The organism is Pseudomonas sp. REB1044, from assembly GCF_038813925.1.
Lineage (GTDB): Bacteria > Pseudomonadota > Gammaproteobacteria > Pseudomonadales > Pseudomonadaceae > Aquipseudomonas > Aquipseudomonas boreofloridensis.
Genome location: NZ_CP046139.1, coordinates 321467 through 345088 on the forward strand (window position 1 = coordinate 321467; position 23622 = coordinate 345088).

Sequence of the window (23622 nt, forward strand, 5' to 3'; positions counted from 1 at the left end):
AAAAAAATATGATTTATGGATATATGACATCGAGTGCTAATGTCGCAGTCATCCCAAGGGGCCTCCCCGGAAATTCATTCAAGGAATCGTTCAGATGCTGGTTGTTTCAATAGGCGGCAGCCCCAGTACACGATCACGTTCCGGCGTGCTGCTCGAACAGTCGCGCCAGTGGTTGCAGGATCGCGGCGTGGAAGTGGTGACTTTCCAGGTGCGGGAATTCCCTGCCGAAGACCTGCTGCATGCGCGCTTCGACAGCCCCCAGGTACAACACTTCCAGCAACTGGTGGCCCAGGCCGACGGGCTGATCGTCGCCACGCCGGTGTACAAGGCTTCCTTCTCCGGCGCGCTGAAGACGCTGCTCGACCTGCTGCCCGAGCGCGCCCTGGAACATAAGGTGGTGTTGCCCATCGCTACCGGCGGCAGCATCGCCCACATGCTGGCCGTGGACTATGCCCTCAAACCCGTGCTGTCGACGCTCAAGGCGCAGGAAACCCTGCAAGGGATCTTCGCCGACGACAGCCAGGTCGCCTACGCCGACGCCAGCCAGCCTGCGCGCCTGGCCGAAGCCTTGCAGGCGCGCCTGCTGGACTCGCTGCAGACCTTCCACGCCGCCCTGGCCCGACGGCCCAGGCCGCTGGCCCCGGGCGTACTCGAAGAACGCCTGATCAGCGCTCGCTGGAGCATCTGAACCCGCTTCACCGTTTCGCCACCTTACTCGCCCGTCAACGAGGCAAGCAGGTGCAACCCGAACCTCATTCGCACAGGAGAGCGCCATGCGCACCGTCCTTTTGCGTCGTGGTCTGGTCGCCCTGTTCGCGGCGGCCGTGACCTTCGGCGTCATCACCCAAGCCCAGGCCGATACCCTGCGTATCGGCTATCAGAAATACGGCACCCTGGTGCTGCTCAAGGCCAAGGGCGCGCTGGAAAAACGCCTGGCCGAGCAAGGTATCGACGTGCAATGGACCGAGTTCCCCGGTGGGCCGCAACTGCTCGAAGGGCTGAACGTCGGCTCCATCGACTTCGGCGTCACCGGCGAGACCCCGCCTGTCTTCGCCCAGGCTGCCGGCGCCGATCTGCTCTACGTGGCCTACGAGCCGCCCGCCCCGCACAGCGAAGCGATCCTGGTGGCCAAGGATTCGCCGATTCATTCGGTCAAGGAACTCAAAGGCAAGAAGGTGGCCTTGAACAAGGGCTCCAACGTGCACTACCTGCTGGTGCGCGCCCTCGAAGACGCCGGTTTGAAGTACAGCGATATCCAGCCGGTGTACCTGCCGCCCGCCGATGCCCGCGCCGCCTTCGAGCGCGGCAGCGTCGATGCCTGGGTGATCTGGGACCCTTACCAGGCTGCCGCCGAGCAGCAATTGCAGGCCCGTACCTTGCGTGATGGTGAGGGTCTGGTCGACAACCACCAGTTCTATCTCGCCACGCGAGACTTCGCCACGCGGCACCCGGCCGTGATCGGCACGCTCATCGAGCAAGTCCGCGAAGTGGGCCAATGGGCCCAGGCCAACCCGCAGCAGGTCACCGATCAAGTCGCGCCGCTGCTGGGCCTGCCGGCGGACATCACGCTCACCTCGGTCAAGCGCCAGGGCTACGGCGCCGCGCCGCTGAGCCCCGACGTGGTCGCCGCGCAACAGAAGATCGCCGACACCTTCCAGGCCCTGAAGCTGATTCCCAAGCCCTTGAGCATCAAGGATGTGATCTGGACCCCGGCAGCCAAGGTCGCCAGCGCGCCCTGAACCCTGATACGCGCGCCGTAGCGTCGTTACGGTGCCTGCCCCTTTTGAGGAGACCACTCCAATGAGTCTGAACATTTTCTGGTTCCTGCCCACCCACGGTGACGGCAAGTACCTGGGCACCACCGAGGGCGCCCGCGCCGTCGACCACGGTTACCTGACCCAGATCGCCCAGGCGGCCGACCGCCTCGGTTTCGGTGGCGTGCTGATCCCCACCGGTCGCTCCTGCGAGGACTCCTGGCTGGTGGCTGCGTCGCTGATTCCGGTGACCCAGCACCTGAAGTTTCTCGTGGCCCTGCGCCCAGGCATCATTTCGCCGACCGTGGCGGCGCGCCAGGCGGCAACGCTGGATCGCCTGTCCAATGGCCGCGCGCTGTTCAACCTGGTGACCGGCGGCGACCCCGACGAGTTGGCCGGAGACGGCCTGCACCTGAACCATCAGGAGCGCTACGAGGCGTCGGTGGAGTTCACCCGTATCTGGCGCAAGGTGCTCGAAGGCGAGGTGGTCGACTATGACGGCAAGCACCTGCAGGTCAAAGGCGCCAAGCTGCTCTACCCGCCGATCCAGCAACCGCGCCCGCCCCTGTATTTCGGAGGCTCGTCCGAGGCCGCCCAGGACCTGGCCGCCGAGCAGGTCGAACTGTACCTGACCTGGGGTGAGCCGCCTTCGGCCGTGGCCGAGAAGATCGCAGCGGTGCGCGAGAAAGCCAAGGCCCAGGGCCGCGAAGTGCGCTTCGGCATCCGCCTGCATGTGATCGTGCGGGAAACCAATGCCGAGGCCTGGGCCGCCGCCGAGCGGCTGATCTCGCACCTGGACGACGACACCATCGCCCGCGCCCAGGCTTCGCTGGCGCGCTTCGACTCGGTCGGCCAGCAGCGCATGGCGGCGCTGCACAAGGGCCGGCGCGACAACCTGGAAGTCAGCCCCAACCTGTGGGCCGGTGTCGGCCTGGTGCGCGGCGGTGCCGGCACAGCGCTGGTCGGCGACGGCCCAACAGTGGCCGCGCGGGTGCAGGAATACGCGGACCTGGGCATCGATACCTTCATCTTCTCCGGGTATCCGCACCTGGAAGAGTCGTATCGCGTCGCCGAGCTGCTGTTCCCGCACCTGGACGTGCAGCGCCCGGAACCGGTCAAGACGGGCGGCTACGTGAGTCCGTTCGGCGAGATGGTGGCCAACGACATCCTGCCCAAATCCGTGTCGCAGAGCTGAGGGGCGCCTGATGAGTCGTGCAACGTCCTCCACCTTGAGCCAGCGCCTGGCGCCTTGGGCGCTGCCGGTACTGCTGCTGGCGGTATGGCAACTGGCGGTGAGCGCCGGCTGGCTGTCCACGCGCATCCTGCCCGCCCCGAGCGCGGTGGTGGCCGCCGGGGTCGAACTGGTGCGCAGCGGCGAGCTGTGGACCCACCTGGCGATCAGCGGCTGGCGCGCTGCCGTGGGCTTCGTCATCGGCGGCAGCATCGGCCTGGTGCTGGGCTTCATCACCGGATTGTCCAACTGGGGTGAACGCCTGCTCGACAGTTCGGTGCAGATGATCCGCAACGTGCCGCACCTGGCGCTGATCCCCTTGGTAATCCTGTGGTTCGGCATCGATGAGTCGGCGAAGATCTTCCTGGTCGCCCTGGGCACCTTGTTCCCGATCTACCTCAACACCTACCACGGCATCCGCAACGTCGACCCGGCCCTGGTGGAGATGGCGCGCAGCTACGGGCTGTCGGGCTTGGCCCTGTTCCGTCAGGTGATCCTGCCCGGCGCGCTGCCGTCGATCCTGGTCGGCGTGCGCTTCGCCCTGGGGTTCATGTGGCTGACCCTGATCGTCGCCGAAACCATTTCGGCCAACGCCGGCATCGGCTACCTGGCGATGAATGCCCGAGAGTTTCTGCAAACCGACGTGGTGGTGCTGGCCATCGTCCTGTACGCCGTGCTCGGCAAGCTCGCCGACCTGGCTGCGCGCGGGCTGGAACGGGTCTGGCTGCGCTGGCATCCCGCTTACCAAGTGGCCAGGAAGGAGGGCGCATGAGCGTGCTCGAGAAGCAACCGCCGCACCTGCTGCGCGGCATTCCGTTGGCGGCCCGGGGCCTGCGCAAGGCATTCGGTCAGCGTGAGGTGCTGCGGGGCATCGACCTGCACATCCCGGCCGGCCAGTTCGTTGCCATCGTCGGGCGCTCGGGCTGCGGCAAGAGCACCCTGCTGCGCTTGCTGGCCGGCCTCGATCAACCCAGTGCCGGCGACCTGCTCGCTGGCGCGGCGCCGCTGGAGCAAGCGCGCGAAGAAACTCGCCTGATGTTCCAGGACGCCCGGCTGCTGCCGTGGAAGAAGGTCATCGACAACGTCGGCCTTGGCCTCAACGGCGACTGGCGCCCGCGGGCGTTGCAGGCGCTGGCGCAGGTCGGTCTGGCGGACCGTGCCCATGAATGGCCCGCCGCATTGTCTGGCGGACAGAAGCAGCGCGTGGCCTTGGCCAGGGCGCTGATCCATCAACCGCGTCTGCTGCTGCTCGACGAGCCACTGGGTGCGCTGGATGCCCTGACCCGGATCGAGATGCAGCAACTGATCGAACGCCTCTGGCGTGAGCACGGCTTTACCGTGCTGCTGGTCACCCACGACGTCAGCGAGGCCGTCGCCGTGGCCGACCGGGTGATCCTGATCGAGGACGGTGAGGTCGGTCTGGACCTCGCCGTCGACCTGGCAAGGCCCCGGGCGCGAGGTTCGCAGCGCCTGGCCTTGCTGGAAAGCGCAGTGCTCGACCGTGTCCTTTCGGTACCCGGCACCCCGCCGGCACCGGAACCTGTTGCCCCTCTGCCCACGCAATTGCGTTGGGCTCACTGAACCCCCGAAGCCAAAGAGAAGGAAGCATCCCATGACCATCAAAGCGATCAACGTACGCAACCAGTTCAAGGGCACCGTTAAAGAAATCCTCGAAGGTCCGGTCTTGTCGGAAATCGACGTGCAGACCGCCTCCGGTATCGTCACTTCGGTGATCACCACGCGTTCGGTCAAGGAGTTGGAACTGCAGGTCGGCAGCGAGGTGATCGCCTTCGTGAAATCGACCGAGGTGTCCATCGCCAAGCTGTGATACGGGTATCGGGGGCCGCGACGCGGCCCCAGTACCTCAGAAGATACGCTTGGCCAGAAACGGGGGCAGATACAGCCCCAGATACGCCTCGAACACCCGCTGGGCTTCCTCGGCCATGCGCGGGGTGATCGCTTCGTGCAACTGCACCGAGCGCGCGTACACCCGATCACTCAATTCCATCGCCAAGGCGAACACATCGACATCCGCCGGCATCACCGGCAGGTGGAAATGCTGGTCGAACACCTTGTGCATCAGCTTGCCCAGCTCCATGTCGTGCTGTCGGTCGGCCTGCACCACTTCGCTCAGTCCATGCTGCGCCAGGATCAACTGCCGCGCGGCGGCGTCCTCGTGATAGATGGCGAGCATGCGCTGCTCGACCAAGCGGGACAGTTCATGCCAGGTGGCGAACCCGTGGCTGTCGATGGGGGCGTTCAGGGCCTCGCGAAAGGCCCGGTGCACATCGGCGGTCAGGACTTCGAGCAACGCCGGCACGCTGGCGAAGAAGTGATACACCGACGAGGGCGGGATCTGCGCCCGCTCGGCCACGCTGTAGATCGACAGGGCGCCGACGCCGCCGTCGGTCAGCAGTTCGCGCGCCGCGGCGAGGATCGTGGCGATCCTCGCCTGACTGCTGGCGCGCGGTTTGCGGGCGACGGCGGCGCGGCTCATCAGTTGCTGATGGCCAGGATGCTGGCCTGGTAGGCGCCGACGAACAGGTCGAAGTCACCCACTTCCTGCTGCTCCAGGCGCGACTGCTCGGCCAGCGAATCGCGCGCCAGGGTTTCGAACGCCTGCTGGCGTTCGGCTGGCAGCGGCTGCTGGCGGAAGTTGTCGGCGTGCAATTGGCTCTGGCGCAGGGCGAACTTGACGAAGGACTCCTCGTGCTCGGTCATGCGCGCCAGCACTTGGGCGGACGGCGTGAGCTCCGGGTCGTCGACCTTGGCCTGCTGCTCGGCCAGGGCTGTGGCGTGCTCGTCGCTGCCGTGGGCGCGGTCGAGCAGTTCGGCCAGTTGCCCGATGCGGCCGAGCAGCTCGCTGGCCCACGCCTTGAGCGTGATCGGCTGGCCGTCACGCTGCAGCTCCAGGCCCGGTCGGCGACCTTCCTTGACCACGCTGAGGAAGTTGCCGGAGCACTGGCTGCATTCGCCGTTCTCCAGTTGCGGGCTCTCGTCGAGGGCGCAGAACAGCAGGAAAGCGTCGAGAAAGCGCGCTTCGGTGAGGTCGATGCCCACCGGCAGGAACGGGTTGATGTCCAGGCAGCGCACTTCCACGTACTGCACGCCACGCGCGGTCAGGGCCTGGATCGGCCGCTCGCCGGTGTAAGTGACACGCTTGGGGCGGATGTTCGAGTAGTACTCGTTCTCGATCTGCAGGATGTTGGTGTTCAACTGCACCCATTCGCCGTCGACATGGGTGCCGACCTCGACATAGGGCGGGTAGGGCGTGCCGACGGCCTTGCGCAGGCTGTCGGTGTAGCTGGCCAGGTTGTTGTAGCACGGCGTCAGGCCGGCCTGGGCATTGCTCTGATAACCCAGGTCGCTCATGCGCAGGCTGGTGGCGTAAGGCAGGTACAGGGTCTCGCCGTCCAGCTCTTCGAGCTGGTGCGCACGGCCACGCAGGAAGCCTTTGTCCAGGGCCGGCGAAGCGCCGAACAGGTACATCAGCAGCCAGCTGTAGCGCCGGAAGTTGCGGATCAGGGCGATGTAGGCGGCCGATTGGTAGTCGCGGTCGCTTTCGGCGCTGGCCTCGTCCTGGCGCAGCAGGGCCAGAGCGCTTCGGGCAGCGAGAAATTGTAGTGAATGCCGGCGATGCACTGCATGGTGCGGCCGTAGCGCAGGGCCAGGCCCTTGCGGTACACGTGCTTGAGCTTGCCGATGTTGGAGGTGCCGTACTCGGCGATCGGAATGTCTTCCTCGGCCGGCAGCGCGCAGGGCATCGACGGGCTCCACAGGTACTCGTCGCCCAGTTGGGTGTAGACGAAACGGTGGACCTGCTCGAGGTTGTCGAGCACCTCGGCCGGGTCGGCCAGCGCCGGAGTGATGAACTCCAGCAGCGACTCGGAATAATCGGTGGTGATCTGCTCGTTGGTCAGCGCCGAACCCAGGGTTTCGGGATGCGGGGTCTGGGCCAGACGGCCTTCGGCGGTCACCCGCAGGCACTCGCGCTCGATACCGTGCAGGCACTGCTTGAGCAGCGGGAGGTGGTTGCCGAGCAAGCTCAGGCGGCGATTGAGGAGGTCGCTCAAGGTGTATTCCTTCACGCGTCGGTCGCCCTGATATGGGGGTAGGGATGACGGTCTACAAGGGTAGGTACAAAGGAACTGGCGTTGTCGCCTGGTTTACGCGGTTCCGGTGGTGCAACCGGGGCTTTGCATGGGCCCTGCGCGCCATAGGCGCGAAGGACTGGCAAACGACCCCAATGGCTCGATGCCAGCAACATACCGCAGTTATCCTTTGGTGAGCTAGAGAACCGCGAAGGTTCCCTGCGCCTTGGCCACTCGCTTGTCGCCCTGGGTTACATCGGCGTCGACCACCAGGGTGCGGCGCCCGGCATGGATCACCCTGGCCGTGCACAGCACCTCGCCGTCGCTGACGGCGCGCAGGTAGTTGATCTTGCACTCGAGGGTCACGCTCTGCTGGTCGAAGCCATGGCTGGCCGAGCAGGCCAGGCCCATGGCGATGTCGACCAGGCTGAAGATCGCCCCGCCGTGCAGCTTCTGGCCGCGGTTGCGCAGCGGTGGCGTCAGCGCCAGGGCCACCGCCGCCACACCCGTTTCCAGGTGCTGCAGGCGGCAGCCCAGCAGTTGGCTGAAAGCGCTCTCGACGTATTCCCGAGGCACCTCCATCATTTCTTCTTCAACTGCTTGGCGTTGGCGAACAGCGCCGCCATGGCGTTGTTCGCTGGCGCTGCGCTGACGGTTTCACGCGGGCGTGTGGCCTGCTGCGGGCGGTTGCCGCTCTTGTCGCCCTTGCCGCGTGCGCCGCCACGCTGACCTTCGACTTTCTCGCCCGGAGTATCGCCCATGCGCATGGACAGGCCGACGCGTTTGCGCGGGATATCCACCTCCATGACCTTGACCTTGACCACATCGCCCGCCTTGACCGCCTCGCGCGGGTCTTTGACGAACTTCTCCGACAGCGCCGAGATATGCACCAGGCCGTCCTGGTGGACGCCGATGTCGACGAACGCGCCGAAGTTGGTGACGTTGGTCACCACGCCTTCGAGGATCATGCCCGGCTCCAGGTCCTTGAGGTCTTCGACGCCGTCCTGGAAGGTGGCGGTCTTGAACTCCGGGCGCGGGTCGCGGCCGGGCTTGTCGAGCTCCTGGAGAATGTCGGTGACGGTGGGCAGGCCGAAGGTCTCGTCGGTGAAGGTCTTCGGGTCCAGGCGCTTGAGGAAGCTGCTGTCGCCGATCAGCGAGCGGATGTCGCGGTCGGTGCCGGCGGCGATGCGCTGCACCAGTGGATAAGCTTCCGGGTGCACCGCCGAGGCATCCAGCGGGTTGTCGCCGTTCATCACGCGCAGGAAGCCGGCGGCCTGTTCAAAGGTCTTCTCGCCGAGGCGGCTGACTTTCTTCAATGCCGCGCGGGTGGCGAACGGGCCGTTGGCATCGCGATGCGCGACGATGTTCTGCGCCAGGGTGGCGTTGAGGCCGGAGATGCGCGTGAGCAGCGCCACCGAAGCGGTATTGACGTCCACGCCGACGGCGTTCACGCAGTCCTCGACCACCGCGTCCAGGCCGCGCGCCAGTTTCACCTGCGACACATCGTGCTGGTACTGGCCGACGCCGATGGACTTAGGATCGATCTTCACCAGCTCGGCCAGCGGGTCTTGCAGGCGGCGGGCGATCGACACGGCGCCACGGATCGACACGTCCAAGTCAGGGAATTCACGGGCGGCCAGCTCGGAGGCCGAATACACCGAGGCACCGGCTTCGGACACCATGACCTTGGTGATCTTCAGCGCGGGGTATTTCTTGACCAGCTCGGCCACCAGCTTGTCGCTCTCGCGGCTGGCGGTGCCGTTGCCGATGGCGATCAGCTCCACCGAGTGCTTGGCGCACAACGCGGCCATGATCGACAGGGTGCGGTCCCACTCGTTCTTCGGGGCGTGCGGGTACACGGTGGTGTAGTCCAGCAGCTTGCCGGTGGCATCGACCACGGCGATCTTGCAGCCGGTGCGCAGGCCCGGGTCGAAGCCCAGGGTGGCGCGCGGCCCGGCCGGGGCGGCCAGCAGCAGGTCGTGCAGGTTGTGGGCGAAGACGTTGATCGCCTCGCCCTCGGCGTTGTCGCGCAACTCGCCGAACAGGTCGGTCTCCAGGTGGGTGTAGAGCTTGACCTTCCAGGTCCAGCGCACCACCTCGCCGAGCCATTTGTCGGCCGGACGACCGCGGTTCTCGACGCCCACGTGCTGGCCGATCATCACCTCGCAAGGGTGCAGGGTGCCCGGCAGTTCCTCGCCGACCTTCAGCGAGGCGCTCAGCACACCCTCGTTGCGGCCACGGAAGATTGCCAGGGCGCGGTGCGACGGGGCGTTGCGCAGCAGTTCGTCATGGGCGAAGTAGTCGCGGAACTTGGCGCCTTCTTCTTCCTTGCCCGGCACCACGCGTGCGGTGAGCACCGCTTCGTGCTTGAGGAAACCACGCAGCTTGTCGAGCAGGGCGGCATCTTCGGCGAAGCGCTCCATGAGGATGTACTTGGCGCCTTCCAGCGCGGCCTTGACGTCGGCCACGCCCTTGTCGGCATCGACGAAGCGTGCTGCGTGTGCTTCCGGATTCAGTTGCGGGTCGTCGAACAGGCTGTCGGCCAGCTCGCCGAGGCCGGCTTCCAGGGCGATCTGGCCCTTGGTGCGGCGCTTCTGCTTGTACGGCAGGTACAGGTCTTCGAGGCGGGTCTTGGTGTCGGCCAGGGCGATCTCGCGGGACAGTTCGGGAGTGAGCTTGCCCTGTTCCTGGATGCTGGAAAGGATGCTGGCGCGGCGCTCGTCGAGTTCGCGCAGGTAACGCAGACGCTCTTCCAGGTGGCGCAGTTGCGTGTCGTCCAGGCTGCCGGTCACTTCCTTGCGGTAACGGGCGATGAAGGGCACGGTCGAGCCTTCGTCCAACAGGCCTACGGCCGCTTCCACCTGTTGTGGGCGTACGCCCAGTTCCTCGGCGATACGGCTGTTGATGCTGTCCATGAGAACCACCTGACAAATATGAATGCATGAGGCCGCGGCGGCACTTGGAGCCCGACGGCGCTGGATGAAAGCGGCGCATTATACCGATCGCGTCCGGCTTGCGGTGATAGCGCTGGGCCATGCGCGTGGCGGGGAAGTGGCGCCGAGGGAAAAATCTGCTAACAATGCACACGGCACGCGTTGCAATGGCTACGCCATAATGCGCGGCGATCTCAGAGGAGTTATTGATGACCAGCACCGCAAACAATGCTGAAGGCGAAAAGATTCTCATCGTGGACGACGATCCGGGGCTGAGCAGCCTGCTGGAGCGTTTCTTCACCAGCAAGGGCTTCCGCGCCCGTGCCGTGCCCAACGTCGAGCAGATGGACCGCCTGCTGGCCCGTGAAGTCTTCAACCTGGTGGTGCTCGACCTCATGCTCCCTGGCGAGGACGGCCTCTCCGCCTGCCGCCGCCTGCGCGCGGCGAACAACCAGATTCCGATCATCATGCTCACCGCCAAGGGCGATGAGCTCAGCCGCATCAAAGGCCTGGAACTGGGCGCCGACGACTACCTGGCCAAGCCCTTCAACCCTGACGAGCTGGTGGCGCGGGTCAAGGCGGTGCTGCGCCGTCAGGCGCCGAGCGTGCCCGGGGCGCCGGGCAGCGAGGACGAGGTCGTGACCTTCGGCGACTACGCCTTGTCGCTGGCCACGCGCGAGCTCACCCGTGGCGACGAAGTGCACATGCTCACCACCGGCGAGTTCGCCGTGCTCAAGGCGCTGGTCATGCACGCCCGCGAGCCGCTGACCCGCGACAAGCTGATGAACCTGGCCCGTGGTCGCGAGTGGGACGCGCTGGAGCGCTCCATCGACGTGCAGATCTCGCGCTTGCGCCGGATGATCGAACCCGACCCGTCCAAACCCCGTTACATCCAGACGGTATGGGGTGTGGGCTACGTCTTCGTGCCGGATGGACATGCCGGCAAATGAGCCTCTGCCATGACGCGGCAGGGCGGCCCGCAAGGGTCGCCCTGTTTTCGTCTGTGGTCGCCGGCCTTCCTGTTCCCGCTTCGCAGCAGTGCTCCTGATGAAAACGCCCCTCTGGTTTCCGCAAAGCTTCTTCGCCCGCACCTTGTGGCTGGTGCTGATCGTCGTGCTGTTCTCCAAGGCCCTGACCCTGGTTTATCTATTGATGAACGAGGACGTGCTGGTCGATCGCCAGTACAGCCACGGCGTGGCCCTCACCCTGCGCGCCTACTGGGCGGCAGACGAGGAAAACCGCGACCAGATCGCCGAAGCGGCCGGGCTGATCCGGGTCACCGGCGCGGGCGTGCCCGAAGGCGAACAGCATTGGCCTTACAGCGAGATCTACCAGCGGCAGATGCAGGCCGAGCTGGGTGAGGACACCGAAGTACGCCTGCGTGTGCATGCCCCGCCGGCACTGTGGGTCAACGCGCCGAGCCTGGGCCCGGGCTGGCTGAAGGTGCCGCTGTACCCGCATCCGCTGCGGGGCCAGAAAATCTGGAACGTGCTTGGCTGGTTCCTGGCGATCGGCCTGCTGTCCACGGCGTCGGCCTGGATCTTCGTGCGCCAGCTCAACCAGCCGCTCAAGCGCCTGGTGTTCGCCGCCCGCCAGTTGGGCCAGGGCCGCAGCGTGCGCCTGCCCATCAGCGATACGCCCAGCGAGATGACCGAGGTGTACCGTGCCTTCAATCAGATGGCCGAGGATGTCGAGCAGGCCGGGCGCGAGCGCGAGCTGATGCTGGCCGGGGTCTCCCATGACTTGCGCACGCCGCTGACCCGGTTGCGCCTGTCGCTGTCGCTGATGGGCAACGAGAGCGAGTTGAGCGAGGACATGGTGCGTGACATCGAAGACATGGACGCCATCCTCGACCAGTTCCTGGCGTTCATCCGCGACGGCCGCGACGAGCCGGTCGAGGAAGTCGACCTGGAGCACTTGATCCGCGAAGTGGTCGCACCCTACAACCAGCCTGAGGAGCGGGTGCGGCTGTGCCTGGAGCCGATCCCGCCGTTCCCGCTGCGGCGCGTCTCACTCAAGCGCATGCTCGGCAACCTGATCGGCAATGCCCTGCACCACGCCGGGCAGGGTGTGGAAGTGGCGGCTTACGTGTCGGGCGACCAGAGCGCGCCCTATGTGGTGCTCAGCGTGCTGGACCGCGGTGCCGGTATCGAGGAGTCCGAGCTGGAAACCATCTTCAACCCGTTCATCCGTGGCGATCGCGCACGCGGTGGCAAGGGGACGGGCCTGGGGCTTGCGATCGTCAAGCGTATTGCGGCGCAGCATGGCGGCAATGTGGAGTTGCGTAACCGCTCCGGCGGGGGTATCGAGGCCCGCGTGCGCCTGCCGCTGGGCCTGTTGCTGCCGCGCAACGCGGTGTGAGCCGGGTTCGCGGCCTGCGCCGCGAACCCTATGGATCAGCCCTTGCCCTTGGTGCGGGTCTGATTCGGCCCGCCATGTTTCTCCAGATGCTCGATGATCATCCCGGCCACGTTCTTGCCGGTGGTGACCTCGATGCCTTCCAGACCCGGTGACGAGTTCACCTCCATCACCAGCGGTCCGTGGTTGGAGCGCAGGATATCCACACCCGCCACGCTCAGGCCCATGACCTTGGCCGCGCGTATGGCGGTCATGCGCTCTTCGGGGGTGATCTTGATCAGGCTGGCCACGCCGCCTCGGTGCAGGTTGGAGCGGAACTCCCCTGGCTTGGCCTGACGCTTCATCGAGGCGATCACCTTGTCGCCCACCACGAAGCAGCGAATGTCGGCGCCGCCGGCTTCCTTGATGTACTCCTGGACCATGATGTTCTGCTTGAGACCCATGAACGCCTCGATCACCGACTCGGCGGCCTTGGTGGTCTCGCACAGCACCACGCCGATGCCCTGTGTGCCTTCGAGCACCTTGATCACCAGCGGGGCGCCGTTGACCATCTGGATCAGGTCGGGAATGTCGTCAGGCGAGTGGGCAAAGCCGGTGACCGGCAGGCCGATGCCGCGCCGTGACAGCAGCTGCAGCGAGCGCAGCTTGTCCCGCGAGCGGGCGATGGCCACCGACTCGTTGAGCGGATAGACCCCCATCATCTCGAACTGGCGCAACACGGCGCAGCCGTAGAACGTGACCGAGGCACCGATGCGCGGGATCACCGCATCGAAGCCCTCCAGCGGCTTGCCACGGTAGTGGATCTGCGGCTTGTGGCTGGCGATGTTCATGTAGGCGCGCAAGGTGTCGATCACGACCATCTCGTGACCGCGCTGGATGCCGGCTTCGACCAGCCGGCGGGTGGAATACAGACGCGGATTACGCGAAAGCACGGCGATCTTCATGCAGCACCTGTGACAGGGGGGAGGGTGGCCACGAAGGCCGGTTTGTCCTGGACGTACTTAAGGCCCGGGTTCACTACCAGTTGACCGTGCACCAGCGCCTTCGATCCCAGCAACAGTCGGTAGCGCATGCTCTTGCGACAGGCCAGGGTGAACTCCACCTCCCATACCCGATCGCCCAGTGCCAGCGGCGTGCGAATCACATAGCGGGTCTGGGCGTGGCCGTTGGAGCTCTTGATGGTCTTCATGGTCACCAACGGCGCCTCGCAGCGGCGGTGGCGCAGCTGCACCACCGAGCCCAGGTGCGCGGTGAAGCGCACCCAGGGTTGGCCATCGCGTTCGAACGGCTCGATGTCGGTGGCATGCAGGCTCGAGGTGCTGGCGCCGGTGTCGATCTTGGCGCGCAGGCCTGCCAGGCCGAGGTTGGGCAAGGCGATCCATTCGCGCAGGCCAATCACTGTCAGATGATCAAATGTTTTCAATTAGCACAGCCTGCGAACGAGGTGGTGAACTGTAAGCATCACACGGACTTTTTGCATCCGACAGCTACGGTAGTACAGTTCGGTTAAAGACAGAATTCGAGGCACAGAGATGGCACAAAAGTCGGAAGAAGACGACAAGGTACGCCTGGACAAGTGGTTGTGGGCGGCGCGCTTCTACAAGACCCGCGCGCTGGCCAAGGCGGCCATCGAAAGTGGCAAGGTGCACTGTCGCGGCGAGCGTTGCAAGCCGGGCAAGGAACCTCGGGTGGGCGATGAATTCGTGCTGCGCACCGGTTTCGATGAAAAGACCGTGGTGGTCAAGGCGTTGTCACTGGTACGGCGCGGCGCGCCTGAGGCGCAGACCCTTTACGAGGAAACCGCCGAGAGCCTGCAGCGTCGTCAGCACGCGGCCGAGCTGCGCAAGGCGGGCGCGGTGGGGATGACCACCGATGGACGGCCGAACAAGAAACAGCGCCGGCAGATTCATCAGTTGCAGGGCAGTTTCGACTAGGCAATTTCAACCGTGCGGTCAGCCGCGCCGTTGGCTCGGCGCGGTTGACCGACAAAACGCGGTTCAGGCGCCGCGAATCACGCTCATGCGTCCAATCAGCGGCAGCTTGCCCAGCAGTCGGAACAGCGGCGCGGTCCAGCGCAACAGCGCCGTGCTGGCCTTGGCCGCCAGCGGTGTGTGCACGGTCCAGCCCAGTGCCAGCACGGCCATGCCCAGCCCGCCGACATAGTCGTCCTGGCCCCAGTGCGCGCCGGCCACCAGCCGTGGCAGCATGAACAGCGTGGCCAGTGCCCAGATCGCCAGGGCTTGGACCAGGCGCCGGCTGAACAGGCTCATGAACAGTGCCCAGAGCAGCAACACCGAGGCGTGATCGCCTGGGAAGCTCTTGCTCGACCGGTCCTTCAGTTCCCAGTGTTCTTCCAGGTGCGGGTAGTACTGGCTCAGGCGCACGGCGTCGTCGAACACGATCGACGGGCTGTCATGCTGCCAACCGGATGCATCGACCCACTTGGAAAACAGCGCGCGCACCACCACTAACAGCAGCAGGCTGACGAAAAAGCCGAAGAATGCCTGGCGAACCTGAACGGCCTTGAACACCCAGTCGCCCTTGATCAGCAAGGCGAGCAGGATCAGGCCGACGACGATATCGAAGGGCCGCAGGCTGCCCACGGTCCAGATCCAGCGCCACACGGCGTTGTCGGCCAATGGCGTGTTGAGGCTGCGGAACAGCCACTCGTCGAAAGTCAGAAACAGGATCTGGCCAAACGGCCACAACCAGAAACACAGTAGTGCAATAGGCAGCAGGGTGCAGAATGCCAGTGGTCCCCAGGACCACCTTGGTTGGAACAGTGGCCGATTATCCATAAAATACCTCGATCGCCAGCTTGAGTTCAGCGCCTTGTGGGCGCTTTCGACGGGCCTTTGTAGGCTCTTGCAATCATTTTGTCATCCTTTTCAGAATATTCAGATAGCCGGGAAACCATGAGCGATTTACCTGACACCGATTTCACCCAACGCTTCCTTTTCGAAGACCGCGACGTGCGTGGCGAATGGGTCTCCCTCGACCACAGCTACGGCGAAGTGCTGGCGCGTCATCCCTATCCGCAGCCGGTCGCCACGCTGCTGGGTGAACTGATGGCCGCCACCTCGCTCCTGGTCGGTGCACTCAAGTTCGACGGCTTGCTGATTCTCCAGGCGCGCTCGCAAGGGCCTATCCCGCTGCTCATGGTCGAGTGCTCGGGCGAGCGCGACATCCGCGGCATGGCCCGCTACGAGGCCGACCAGATCGCCAACGAGGCCGGCCTCGCCGAGCTGATGCCCGACGGTCACCTCACGCTGACCATCGACCCGATCAAAGGCCAGCGCTACCAGGGCACCGTCGACCTGGATGGCGCGAACCTGTCCGAGTGCTTCACCAACTACTTCGTGCAGTCCCAGCAGTTGAACACCCGCTTCTGGCTCGATGCTTCCGCCGGCAAGGCCCGTGGCCTGTTGTTGCAGCAGTTGCCGCGCGATCGCCAGCCCGATGACGAAGAACGTGATGAGAGTTGGCAGCATGTAGTGGCCCTGGCCAGTACCCTCAAGGCCGAGGAGTGGGCGCTGGACAACGAAACCCTGCTGCACCGCCTCTATCACGAGGACGCTGTGCGCCTGTTCGATGTCGAGCCACTGCGCTTCAGTTGCAGTTGCTCCCGAGAGCGCTCCGGCAATGCCTTGGTCAGCCTCGGCGAGGCCGATGCCAAGGCGCTGGTCGAGGAATGCGGCGGCACGGTGGAAATCGATTGCCAGTTCTGCAACGAGCGCTATCTCTTCGATGCAACCGATGTGGCGCAATTGTTCGCTGGCGGTGGCACGGATGGGGCATCAGAAACTCTCCACTGAAACGCTTCATCGCAGGAGATTCTCCTGTCTAACTGCGCAAAAGCGCAGATACGACAGGAGGGGTCTACTTTTTTTGGGCGTTTCTGGCATAATCCGGCCAATTTTTCGCTGTAGTAGTTTGAAACAGACCACTACAAAAACGTTTGGAGCACTCGGCCTCGGGCCGGATGGGGTATCTCATGACGCAAGCCAACAACACCGTGTACACCGACCTGAGCGTCGACGAGCTGGTGAAACAAGCGCTGTCTCGCAAGGAAGGCGTGCTGGCCGATACTGGCGCACTGGTCGTGAAAACCGGTCACCGCACCGGTCGTTCGCCCGCTGACCGCTTCATCGTCGATGAGCCGAGCACCTCTGCCGCCATTGCCTGGGGCCCGATCAACCGCAAGTTCCCGGCCGAAAAGTTCGATGCCTTGTGGGACCGCGTCGAGGCGTTCAACAACGCCCAGGAACACTTCGTTTCCTACGTGCACGTCGGTGCTGCCCAGGAGCACTACCTGCCGGTCAAGATGACCACCCAGACCGCCTGGCAGAACCTGTTCGGCCGCTGCCTGTTCATCACCCCGGAAGACGGCCAGTTCAACCCGGCCGGTCGCGACCAGTGGCAGGTGCTGAACGTCGCCAATTTCGAGTGCGTGCCCGAGCGTGACGGCACCAACTCCGATGGCTGCGTCATCCTCAACTTCGCCCAGAAGAAGGTGCTGATCGCCGGCATGTGCTACGCCGGCGAAATGAAGAAGGCCATGTTCTCGGTGCAGAACTTCCTGCTGCCGGCTGCTGACGTACTGCCTATGCACTGCGCCGCCAACATTGGCGAGGCAGGCGACGTGACCCTGTTCTTTGGCCTGTCCGGCACCGGCAAGACCACCCTGTCGGCCGACGAAAGCCGTTACCTGATCGGTGACGACGAGCACGGCTGGGGCGAGGGCGTCGTTTTCAATATCGAAGGCGGCTGCTACGCCAAGTGCATCGACTTGTCCGAGAAGAACGAGCCGGTCATCTGGAAAGCCATCAAGCACGGCGCAGTGCTGGAAAACGTGATCATCGACGAGGCCGGCCATGCCGACTACGCCAACTTCAGCCTGACCCAGAACAGCCGCGCCGCCTACCCACTGGAGCACGTCGCCAAGCGTTCCGAGGCCAACCTGGGTGGCGAGCCGAATGCCGTCATCTTCCTGACCTGCGACCTGACCGGCGTGCTGCCGCCTGTGTCGATCCTGAACAACGAGCAGGCGGCCTATCACTTCCTGTCCGGCTACACCGCGCTGGTCGGTTCCACCGAAATGGGCTCGGGCAGCGGCATCAAGTCGACCTTCTCCACCTGCTTCGGCGCACCGTTCTTCCCGCGTCCGGCGGGTGAGTACGCCGAGCTGCTGATCAAGCGTATCAAAGGCTTCGGCTCCAAGGTCTACCTGGTCAACACCGGTTGGACTGGCGGTGGCTATGGCGTTGGCAAGCGTTTCTGCATCCCCACTACCCGTGCCGTGATCGCTGCGATCCAGAGCGGCGCGCTGATCGGTGCCGAAACCGAGCACCTGGACATCATCAACCTGGACGTGCCGAAGGCCGTTCCGGGCGTCGACACTCAACTGCTCAACCCACGCAACACCTGGGCTGACCCGGCGGCCTACGACGAGGCCGCCAAAGGCCTGGCCAAGCTGTTCACCGAGAACTTCAACAAGTTCGACGTCTCCGACGCCATCAAGGCGGCCGGTCCGCAGCTGTAAGCGCGTCCCACGCGACGAAGAGCCGTCCCTCGGGGCGGCTTTTTTGTGACTGGCGAGGGGGCTGCGCGTGGCTCTGGAGTGTCTTCGGGCAAATGTGGGAAGCTTGTTTTCCCGCCACCCGCTTTGGATACCCCATGACCGAGTCCATCCAGCGCAGTGCCTTCTCGCATTTCCACCCCATCCTCACCCGCCCGCAGGACAACGACCACAACGGCCACATGGCCGGCTCCACCGTGCATGCCCTGTTCGAAACCGCCATCCAGGCTTTTCTGATCGAGCAGGCCGAACTCGACCTGCGTGAAGGCGAGCTGGCGGCGTTGGTGGTCAGTTCGGCGGCCGATTTCTTCGCCTTGCCAGGCTTCCCCGATGTGCTCGAAGTGGCGCTGGGTGTCTCGCGCCTGGGTGGCAGCACCGTCGAGTTCCGTCTGGCACTGTATCGTCCGGGTGAGTCAGAAGCCTGCGCGATGGGCCGAGTGGTGCAGGTGTTCGTCGAGCGCGCCACGGGCCGTGCTGCACCGCTGCCCGAAACCCTGCAATTGATCCTGGCCGGGTTGTCGCTCAATCGTTGAGGCAGATGATGCCCTCGCGGACGGCGAACAGCACCAGTCCGGGGACATCGTGGATCTGCAGGCGGTGCATGATCTGCGAGCGATGGGCTTCGACGGTCTTGACGCTCAGGCCCAGGCCATCGGCGATCGAACGGGTGCTTTCGCCTCGTGCGATCAGGCGCAGGATCTCCAGTTGGCGTGGGGTCAGCGGGGCCTGTGCGGGGCTGGCCGGGCGCTTGCGGTTATGCTTGAGGGCCTGGCCGATGACCATCGGCAGCACCGTCGATGACAGGTACTGACCGCCACTGCGCAAGGTCTGCAAGGCCTGTTCGAATTCGCAGACCGTGGCGCTTTTGAGCAGGAAACCCTGTGCCCCGAGCTGCAGGCAGTTCATCACATGCTCCAGTTCCGAGCGCGCCGACAGCATCAGCACGCGGCTGCCCGGTACGCGGATGAAGAGCTCTTGCAGCACTTGCTGGCGGTTCAGGGTGTCGCTGTTCATGTCCAGCACGACGATTTCCGGCCGCAGCTTTTCCGCCAGGGCCACGGCGCTCATGGCATCGCTGGTGTCGGCTACGACGGCGTATTCCTTCTTCTGTTCGAGCAGGGCGCGCAGGCCGGCGCGGAAAAGGGGCGAGTCGTCGGCAAGCAGGATTCGGCAAGGCATGGGTCAAGGCCTGTTTCGCAAGGGAAGGGGGGCGGCAGGCCTGCTCGATCCACAAGCGCACTGCCGCGCGGGAGCGCGACCAGTCCTTGTCTGCCGTTCGATGCGGCAGTGCTGTTCATCATAAGCGTTCGAACACTGACGGCAGTATCGGCCGCAGTGGCAGGTCCAGGCCGTGGATGCTTTCGCTGTGACCGATCATCAGCAGCCCGCCGGGGCGCAAGTGGGGCATCAGGCGCAGCAGCACATCGGCCTTGCATCGCTGGTCGAAACCCGCGAGCAGATTACGCAGCAGGATCGCGTCGAACTCACCCAGCTCATCCGGCAATGGCTGGATCAGATTGATGAGCTCGAAGCGTACCCGCTCCCGCAGACCGGAGGCGATCTGTAGACGACTGGCAGGGGGCTCGGCACCACACAGGCAGTAGCGGCTCATCCAGCCAGGAGGGAAATAGCGTGCCTGGGACAGGTCGTAGCGACCACGGGCGGCCTGTTGCAGCAAGCCACTGTCGTAGTCGCTGGCCAGGACTTCCCAGCCGGTCGGTACGCTCTGGTCGGCCACCATGGCCAGGCTCCAGGCTTCCTCGCCACTGGCGCAGGCGGCGCTCCACAGACGCGGTGGATGATCCAGGCTCGGCAGCCAGCGGAACAGATGCTCGAAGTGGCGGTGTTCGCGGAAGAAATAGGTGTCGCGGGCGATCAGCAGGCTCAACAGCAACGCCTGTTCGGCGGGCTGTTCGTCGACGCGTTCGAGATAGGCTTCGAAGCTAGTCAGGCCGTGGTGTTGAAGGCGTGATTGCAGGCGACTGGCGACCACCGCGCGGCGCTCGTCGGCCAGGCGATAGCCCGTGGCCTGGCAGACCCGCTGACGGATACGCTCGAAGCAGGCCTGATCCAGCGTTGGAGTGCAGGTGGCGTCCGTCATCCTAGGGCCTCCCCGGGGCCGGGCTGGCATGTTGGATCGACGATGCTCGTGCGCATTCCCTGCGTCCCGTGTTCTGATGGCGGATGGGAAATCATATCCAGTGACTCTCGGCCTCCATATCGGGGAGGCCCCTAAGCCCTGGCATTTGCCCAAACGCAAAGACCTCGCCGGGTGAGGGCGAGGCCTTAGGTGTCAGGCGTAGGGCGTGGCGTGTATCAGTGCCGGCCGTGGCGCCCGTGCTTGCGGTGGCCGTAGTGGCGATCACGCGGGCCGTGGTCCCAGTGACGACGGTCGTCGCGGCGGTAGCGGCGATCGTCCTGGTCGGCGCGATTGCCCATGTAGTTGCCCAACGCGCCACCGGCGCCGCCGCCGGCCGCTGCGCCCACCAGGCTGCCGGTGCTGCCGCCCAACTGGCGACCCACCACGTTACCGCCCGCTGCGCCCAGTGCGCCGCCAATGGCCGCTTCACCGCGCTGGCGTTTGTCGGCGCCGACGGCGCTGCCCGCTGCACCACCCAAGCCCGCACCAATGGCCGAGCCGGTGTTGCCGCCGATGGACTGGCCGACCACCGAGCCGAGTACCCCGCCCAATGCGCCGCCAACGCCGGCTTCGGTGGTACCGCCGGCCATGGCAGCGCCGCTGAGCAGGCCGAGAGACAACAACAGAATCGAGGAGTACTTCTTCATCAACAGAGCCTCATAGGGATGACGAGGCGGAATTTGCCGCTCGAAGCGGGGGCTGGCAACGGAAATCCGACGATTGGCACGAGTTGTACACAATCTTCTAAGTTGTTGATTTGCGTATGAAACTTTGTGCTTTTTCGGCAGTCCTAGATTACTTCACGTGCCTCGTTCAGCACCGATTCGGCACTGCGTCGTCTGCACTGCGCGAGGTGGCCTGACGATACTGGCGTGGGGTGAAGCCGGTCAGTTGCTTGAACTGACGACTGAAGGCGCTGTGATCGGTGTAGCCGCACGCCATCGCCACCTCGGTGATCGGCCTGTCGCTCAGCAACAGCCGATGCGCCTGCTCCAATCGCGCCTTGTGGATCATCTGCCGCGGTGTCAGGTGGAACACCCGTTTGCAGTAGCGCTCCAGTTGGGCCACGGAAATCCCAGCGATGCGGGTCAGCTCGCGCAGGCTGATCGGCTGATGGAAGTGCCTGCGGATATGCTCGTCCACCGCCGCCAGGCGTCGATAGGCGGGGTGGCTGTCGGCAGCGGCCTGCAGGTCGACCGAAATGCCCACCAGGCCGATGATCTCATCCAGATGATTGTAGAGCGGGCGCTTGTGGGTCAGGCACCAGCCCGGCTCGCGGCTGCCGTACAGATGCAGCTCCAACTGGTCCTCCAGCACCCGCCCCTCCTGCAACACTCGCCGGTCCTGCTCGGTATAGCCCGGCCCCAACTGCGCCGGGAACACCTCGGCGCTGGTCTTGCCCAGCAGTGGCTGCAGGCGCCTCAAGCCGCAACGCTGCACCAAGGTGCTGTTGGCCAGCACATAACGTGCTGCCGGATCCTTGATGAAGATCGCCGCGTTGGGGATGGCGTCGAGGATCGGCAGCAGCAGCGACACGCCCGCCAGCAAGGCCTCCAAGGTGGCCGGGCGGGACTGCTCGAGAGACTGGTACAGGGTGGCCAGTGGCAGATCGTTCATCGGTCGATTCTTGGCTGAAGAAAAGGGGCGCACCCGGCCTGCTCGGGCATTCGCCTGAAGCGCGCAGACCTGTCGAGGTGCGATCGACAGCCTAGTCGCGGCCCGCCCTGGCACGCCAGCGTTTCAGCCGACTGTGCCGATATCGTCATCGCATCTGCCGAAAACCATCAAGAAGCCAGCCCGCGCTCGGTTCACTCTGTTACTGCGCAACGCCGTCCTGCGTTCAGCACGATCACGGCGCCTAGCCGCCTCGGGTGACATCAGACCTGCCTATCCAATAACCAACAAAAAGGCGCAACCATGTCAGGCAAATTCAAGAAACAGTTATCCCTGCTGGACCTCACGTTCATCGGCCTCGGCGCGATTTTCGGCTCCGGCTGGCTGTTCGCTGCCAGCCATGTCTCGGCCATCGCCGGGCCAGCCGGGATTTTCTCCTGGCTGCTGGGTGGTTTCGCCGTGCTGCTGTTGGGCATCGTCTATTGCGAGCTGGGCGCCGCCCTGCCACGGGCGGGCGGCGTGGTGCGTTATCCGGTGTACTCCCATGGGCCGCTGCTGGGTTACCTGATGGGCTTCATCACCCTGATCGCCTTCTCCAGCTTGATCGCCATCGAAGTGGTCGCCTCACGCCAGTACGCCGCTGCCTGGTTCCCGGGATTGACCAAGACCGCTTCCAGCGATCCCACCGTGTTGGGCTGGCTGGTGCAGTTCGCCTTGCTCGCGCTGTTCTTCTGGCTCAATTACCGCAGCGTGAAAACCTTCGCCAAAGCCAACAACCTGATCAGCGTGTTCAAGTTCATCGTGCCGCTGCTGGTCATCGGCGTGCTGTTCACCTTCTTCAAGCCCGCCAACTTCCAGGTCCAGGGATTCGCGCCGTTCGGCCTCTCCGGTGTGGAAATGGCGGTGTCGGCCGGCGGCATCATCTTCGCTTACTTGGGCCTGACCCCGATCATCTCGGTGGCCAGCGAAGTGAAGAATCCCCAGCGCACCATCCCCATCGCCCTGATTCTGTCGGTGCTGCTGTCCACGGCCATCTATGCCCTGCTGCAATTGGCCTTTCTAGGCAGCGTACCGACCGAGATGCTGACCAGCGGCTGGGCCGGGATCACCCGCGAACTGGCGCTGCCGTACCGCGACATCGCCCTGGCCCTGGGCGTAGGTTGGCTGGCCTACCTGGTGGTCGCCGACGCAGTGATCTCGCCCAGCGGCTGCGGCAACATCTACATGAACGCCACGCCCCGGGTGATCTACGGCTGGGCGCAGACCGGCACCTTCTTCCGCTACTTCACCCGCATCGACGCACAGTCTGGCATCCCGCGTCCGGCCCTGTGGCTGACCTTCGCGCTGTCGGTGTTCTGGACCCTGCCTTTCCCGTCGTGGGAAGCGCTGATCAACGTGGTCTCGGCGGCGCTGGTGCTCAGCTATGCCGTGGCACCGGTGAGCGTGGCCGCGCTGCGTCGCAGCGCCCCGCAGATGCCACGCCCGTTCCGGGTCAAGGGCATGGCGGTGCTCGGCCCGCTTTCATTCATCATCGCGGCGCTGATCGTCTACTGGTCCGGCTGGAGCACGGTGTCCTGGCTGCTGACGCTGCAGATCGCGATGTTCGTGCTGTACCTGCTGTGCCGCCGTTTCGTCCCCACCGAGCACCTGTCGCTGGCTCAGCAGGTGCGCTCCTCGGCCTGGCTGATTGGCTTCTACGCGATCACCTTGCTGCTGTCGTGGCTGGGCAGCTTCGGCGGCCTGGGGGTGCTCGGCCACCCGCTGGACACCGTCGTCGTCGCTGTCTGTGCGCTGGGAATCTACTACTGGGGCGCCGCCACGGGCGTGCCGGCCGCCCTGGTGCGCCTGGAGGACGATGACGAAAGCGAAAGCGCTGCCGACACCGTCACCGGCCCGCCGGCCACCGCTGCGTTCTCCTGACCT

General features: G+C 64.9%; 23 protein-coding genes and 1 pseudogene. 13 read left to right on the forward strand and 11 right to left on the reverse strand.

What is annotated here, in order from left to right:
* The first annotated feature begins 94 nt into the window (after positions 1-94).
* From ssuE to GKC70_RS01470, 6 genes are all read left to right on the forward strand, one after another.
* The gene (ssuE, locus tag GKC70_RS01445) at positions 95-688 is read left to right on the forward strand and encodes an NADPH-dependent FMN reductase (RefSeq protein WP_342650235.1); all 594 of its coding nucleotides are present in this window, start codon (positions 95-97) and stop codon (positions 686-688) included.
* Between the two features lie 85 nt (positions 689-773).
* Positions 774-1739: a sulfonate ABC transporter substrate-binding protein gene (locus GKC70_RS01450; RefSeq protein ID WP_039581436.1), complete on the forward strand. Its 966-nt coding sequence runs from the start codon at positions 774-776 to the stop codon at positions 1737-1739.
* 61 nt (positions 1740-1800) lie between these two features.
* Positions 1801-2949: an FMNH2-dependent alkanesulfonate monooxygenase gene (gene ssuD / locus GKC70_RS01455; protein WP_342650236.1), complete on the forward strand. Its 1149-nt coding sequence runs from the start codon at positions 1801-1803 to the stop codon at positions 2947-2949.
* A 10-nt stretch (positions 2950-2959) separates the two neighbouring features.
* Positions 2960-3757: an aliphatic sulfonate ABC transporter permease SsuC gene (ssuC, locus tag GKC70_RS01460; protein ID WP_317871409.1), complete on the forward strand. Its 798-nt coding sequence runs from the start codon at positions 2960-2962 to the stop codon at positions 3755-3757.
* Positions 3754-4566: an aliphatic sulfonates ABC transporter ATP-binding protein gene (gene ssuB / locus GKC70_RS01465; RefSeq protein ID WP_342650237.1), complete on the forward strand. Its 813-nt coding sequence runs from the start codon at positions 3754-3756 to the stop codon at positions 4564-4566. The genes ssuC and ssuB overlap by 4 nt, the downstream gene beginning before the upstream one ends.
* A gap of 31 nt (positions 4567-4597) precedes the next feature.
* Positions 4598-4813, forward strand: coding sequence for a molybdopterin-binding protein (locus GKC70_RS01470; RefSeq protein WP_008095172.1), 216 nt, complete (start codon positions 4598-4600; stop codon positions 4811-4813).
* Between the two features lie 36 nt (positions 4814-4849).
* On the opposite strand, the gene GKC70_RS01475 is transcribed toward GKC70_RS01470, so the two are convergent.
* The 4 genes and pseudogenes from GKC70_RS01475 to GKC70_RS01490 all read right to left on the reverse strand — a co-directional run bounded on the left by GKC70_RS01475 (position 4850) and on the right by GKC70_RS01490 (position 9991).
* Positions 4850-5482 (reverse strand): TetR/AcrR family transcriptional regulator, encoded by a 633-nt coding sequence (locus tag GKC70_RS01475; protein ID WP_342650238.1) that lies wholly within the window; start codon positions 5480-5482, stop codon positions 4850-4852.
* Positions 5482-7058 (reverse strand): annotated as a pseudogene (gene gshA / locus GKC70_RS01480) (glutamate--cysteine ligase). Before gshA ends, GKC70_RS01475 begins: the two are co-directional and overlap by 1 nt.
* 216 nt (positions 7059-7274) lie before the next feature.
* Positions 7275-7658, reverse strand: coding sequence for a PaaI family thioesterase (locus tag GKC70_RS01485; RefSeq protein ID WP_342651578.1), 384 nt, complete (start codon positions 7656-7658; stop codon positions 7275-7277).
* The gene (locus tag GKC70_RS01490; protein ID WP_342650239.1) at positions 7658-9991 is read right to left on the reverse strand and encodes a Tex family protein; all 2334 of its coding nucleotides are present in this window, start codon (positions 9989-9991) and stop codon (positions 7658-7660) included. Before GKC70_RS01490 ends, GKC70_RS01485 begins: the two co-directional genes overlap by 1 nt.
* A 227-nt stretch (positions 9992-10218) precedes the next feature.
* On the opposite strand from GKC70_RS01490, the gene ompR reads away from it, so the two are divergent.
* Both ompR and GKC70_RS01500 read left to right on the forward strand, forming a co-directional pair.
* Positions 10219-10959 carry a two-component system response regulator OmpR gene (gene ompR / locus GKC70_RS01495; RefSeq protein ID WP_342650240.1) on the forward strand — a complete coding sequence of 247 codons (741 nt, stop codon included), beginning with the start codon at positions 10219-10221 and terminating at the stop codon, positions 10957-10959.
* 97 nt (positions 10960-11056) lie between these two features.
* Positions 11057-12370, forward strand: coding sequence for an ATP-binding protein (locus GKC70_RS01500; RefSeq protein ID WP_029612861.1), 1314 nt, complete (start codon positions 11057-11059; stop codon positions 12368-12370).
* Between the two features lie 35 nt (positions 12371-12405).
* On the opposite strand, the gene rimK is transcribed toward GKC70_RS01500, so the two are convergent.
* Complete coding sequence (gene rimK / locus GKC70_RS01505; protein ID WP_295481226.1) at positions 12406-13311, reverse strand: 30S ribosomal protein S6--L-glutamate ligase; 906 nt, start codon at positions 13309-13311, stop codon at positions 12406-12408.
* Positions 13308-13724 carry an ATP-dependent zinc protease gene (locus GKC70_RS01510; protein WP_240327028.1) on the reverse strand — a complete coding sequence of 139 codons (417 nt, stop codon included), beginning with the start codon at positions 13722-13724 and terminating at the stop codon, positions 13308-13310. The genes rimK and GKC70_RS01510 overlap by 4 nt, the downstream gene beginning before the upstream one ends.
* 175 nt (positions 13725-13899) lie before the next feature.
* On the opposite strand from GKC70_RS01510, the gene GKC70_RS01515 reads away from it, so the two are divergent.
* Entirely contained in the window at positions 13900-14301 is a 402-nt protein-coding gene (locus GKC70_RS01515) for a S4 domain-containing protein (RefSeq protein ID WP_342650241.1), read from the forward strand.
* Between the two features lie 63 nt (positions 14302-14364).
* On the opposite strand, the gene GKC70_RS01520 is transcribed toward GKC70_RS01515, so the two are convergent.
* The gene (locus tag GKC70_RS01520; RefSeq protein ID WP_029612858.1) at positions 14365-15165 is read right to left on the reverse strand and encodes a phosphatase PAP2 family protein; all 801 of its coding nucleotides are present in this window, start codon (positions 15163-15165) and stop codon (positions 14365-14367) included.
* 117 nt (positions 15166-15282) lie between these two features.
* Here GKC70_RS01520 and hslO point away from each other — a divergent pair, with 117 nt between their 5' ends.
* From hslO to GKC70_RS01535, 3 genes are all read left to right on the forward strand, one after another.
* Entirely contained in the window at positions 15283-16182 is a 900-nt protein-coding gene (gene hslO, locus GKC70_RS01525; protein WP_029612857.1) for an Hsp33 family molecular chaperone HslO, read from the forward strand.
* A gap of 179 nt (positions 16183-16361) precedes the next feature.
* Positions 16362-17909 (forward strand): phosphoenolpyruvate carboxykinase, encoded by a 1548-nt coding sequence (locus GKC70_RS01530; protein WP_342650242.1) that lies wholly within the window; start codon positions 16362-16364, stop codon positions 17907-17909.
* A 134-nt stretch (positions 17910-18043) separates the two neighbouring features.
* The gene (locus GKC70_RS01535; protein WP_342650243.1) at positions 18044-18478 is read left to right on the forward strand and encodes a thioesterase family protein; all 435 of its coding nucleotides are present in this window, start codon (positions 18044-18046) and stop codon (positions 18476-18478) included.
* Here the strand turns inward: GKC70_RS01535 and GKC70_RS01540 are convergent.
* The 4 genes from GKC70_RS01540 to GKC70_RS01555 all read right to left on the reverse strand — a co-directional run bounded on the left by GKC70_RS01540 (position 18468) and on the right by GKC70_RS01555 (position 21702).
* Positions 18468-19124, reverse strand: a complete 657-nt coding sequence (locus GKC70_RS01540; RefSeq protein ID WP_029612855.1) for a response regulator transcription factor — start codon at positions 19122-19124, stop codon at positions 18468-18470. The two genes, GKC70_RS01535 and GKC70_RS01540, sit on opposite strands and share 11 nt — an antisense overlap.
* A 118-nt stretch (positions 19125-19242) precedes the next feature.
* Positions 19243-20046: a protein-glutamate O-methyltransferase CheR gene (locus GKC70_RS01545; protein WP_342650244.1), complete on the reverse strand. Its 804-nt coding sequence runs from the start codon at positions 20044-20046 to the stop codon at positions 19243-19245.
* 215 nt (positions 20047-20261) lie between these two features.
* A complete protein-coding gene (locus tag GKC70_RS01550) occupies positions 20262-20732 on the reverse strand; it encodes a YMGG-like glycine zipper-containing protein (RefSeq protein WP_039581397.1) in 471 nt (156 codons plus the stop codon).
* 166 nt (positions 20733-20898) lie between these two features.
* A complete protein-coding gene (locus GKC70_RS01555; protein ID WP_029612851.1) occupies positions 20899-21702 on the reverse strand; it encodes a helix-turn-helix domain-containing protein in 804 nt (267 codons plus the stop codon).
* Positions 21703-22002: 300 nt separating this feature from the next.
* On the opposite strand from GKC70_RS01555, the gene GKC70_RS01560 reads away from it, so the two are divergent.
* Positions 22003-23619: an APC family permease gene (locus GKC70_RS01560; protein WP_342650245.1), complete on the forward strand. Its 1617-nt coding sequence runs from the start codon at positions 22003-22005 to the stop codon at positions 23617-23619.
* Positions 23620-23622: the final 3 nt, after the last annotated feature.

Excerpts from the sequence above, each read along its gene's own strand:
- ssuD (WP_342650236.1), top strand. The coding sequence starts at position 1,801 with ATGAGTCTGAACATTTTCTGGTTCCTGCCCACCCACGGTGACGGCAAG.
- ssuC (WP_317871409.1), top strand. The coding sequence starts at position 2,960 with ATGAGTCGTGCAACGTCCTCCACCTTGAGCCAGCGCCTGGCGCCTTGG.
- GKC70_RS01475 (WP_342650238.1), bottom strand. The coding sequence starts at position 5,482 with ATGAGCCGCGCCGCCGTCGCCCGCAAACCGCGCGCCAGCAGTCAGGCG.
- rimK (WP_295481226.1), bottom strand. The coding sequence starts at position 13,311 with ATGAAGATCGCCGTGCTTTCGCGTAATCCGCGTCTGTATTCCACCCGC.
- GKC70_RS01500 (WP_029612861.1), top strand. The coding sequence starts at position 11,057 with ATGAAAACGCCCCTCTGGTTTCCGCAAAGCTTCTTCGCCCGCACCTTG.
- GKC70_RS01485 (WP_342651578.1), bottom strand. The coding sequence starts at position 7,658 with ATGGAGGTGCCTCGGGAATACGTCGAGAGCGCTTTCAGCCAACTGCTG.
- GKC70_RS01530 (WP_342650242.1), top strand. The coding sequence starts at position 16,362 with ATGACGCAAGCCAACAACACCGTGTACACCGACCTGAGCGTCGACGAG.
- GKC70_RS01540 (WP_029612855.1), bottom strand. The coding sequence starts at position 19,124 with ATGCCTTGCCGAATCCTGCTTGCCGACGACTCGCCCCTTTTCCGCGCC.
- GKC70_RS01490 (WP_342650239.1), bottom strand. The coding sequence starts at position 9,991 with ATGGACAGCATCAACAGCCGTATCGCCGAGGAACTGGGCGTACGCCCA.
- ssuE (WP_342650235.1), top strand. The coding sequence starts at position 95 with ATGCTGGTTGTTTCAATAGGCGGCAGCCCCAGTACACGATCACGTTCC.
- hslO (WP_029612857.1), top strand. The coding sequence starts at position 15,283 with ATGAGCGATTTACCTGACACCGATTTCACCCAACGCTTCCTTTTCGAA.
- GKC70_RS01550 (WP_039581397.1), bottom strand. The coding sequence starts at position 20,732 with ATGAAGAAGTACTCCTCGATTCTGTTGTTGTCTCTCGGCCTGCTCAGC.
- GKC70_RS01535 (WP_342650243.1), top strand. The coding sequence starts at position 18,044 with ATGACCGAGTCCATCCAGCGCAGTGCCTTCTCGCATTTCCACCCCATC.
- ssuB (WP_342650237.1), top strand. The coding sequence starts at position 3,754 with ATGAGCGTGCTCGAGAAGCAACCGCCGCACCTGCTGCGCGGCATTCCG.
- GKC70_RS01450 (WP_039581436.1), top strand. The coding sequence starts at position 774 with ATGCGCACCGTCCTTTTGCGTCGTGGTCTGGTCGCCCTGTTCGCGGCG.
- GKC70_RS01470 (WP_008095172.1), top strand. The coding sequence starts at position 4,598 with ATGACCATCAAAGCGATCAACGTACGCAACCAGTTCAAGGGCACCGTT.
- GKC70_RS01515 (WP_342650241.1), top strand. The coding sequence starts at position 13,900 with ATGGCACAAAAGTCGGAAGAAGACGACAAGGTACGCCTGGACAAGTGG.
- GKC70_RS01555 (WP_029612851.1), bottom strand. The coding sequence starts at position 21,702 with ATGAACGATCTGCCACTGGCCACCCTGTACCAGTCTCTCGAGCAGTCC.
- GKC70_RS01545 (WP_342650244.1), bottom strand. The coding sequence starts at position 20,046 with ATGACGGACGCCACCTGCACTCCAACGCTGGATCAGGCCTGCTTCGAG.
- GKC70_RS01520 (WP_029612858.1), bottom strand. The coding sequence starts at position 15,165 with ATGGATAATCGGCCACTGTTCCAACCAAGGTGGTCCTGGGGACCACTG.
- ompR (WP_342650240.1), top strand. The coding sequence starts at position 10,219 with ATGACCAGCACCGCAAACAATGCTGAAGGCGAAAAGATTCTCATCGTG.
- GKC70_RS01560 (WP_342650245.1), top strand. The coding sequence starts at position 22,003 with ATGTCAGGCAAATTCAAGAAACAGTTATCCCTGCTGGACCTCACGTTC.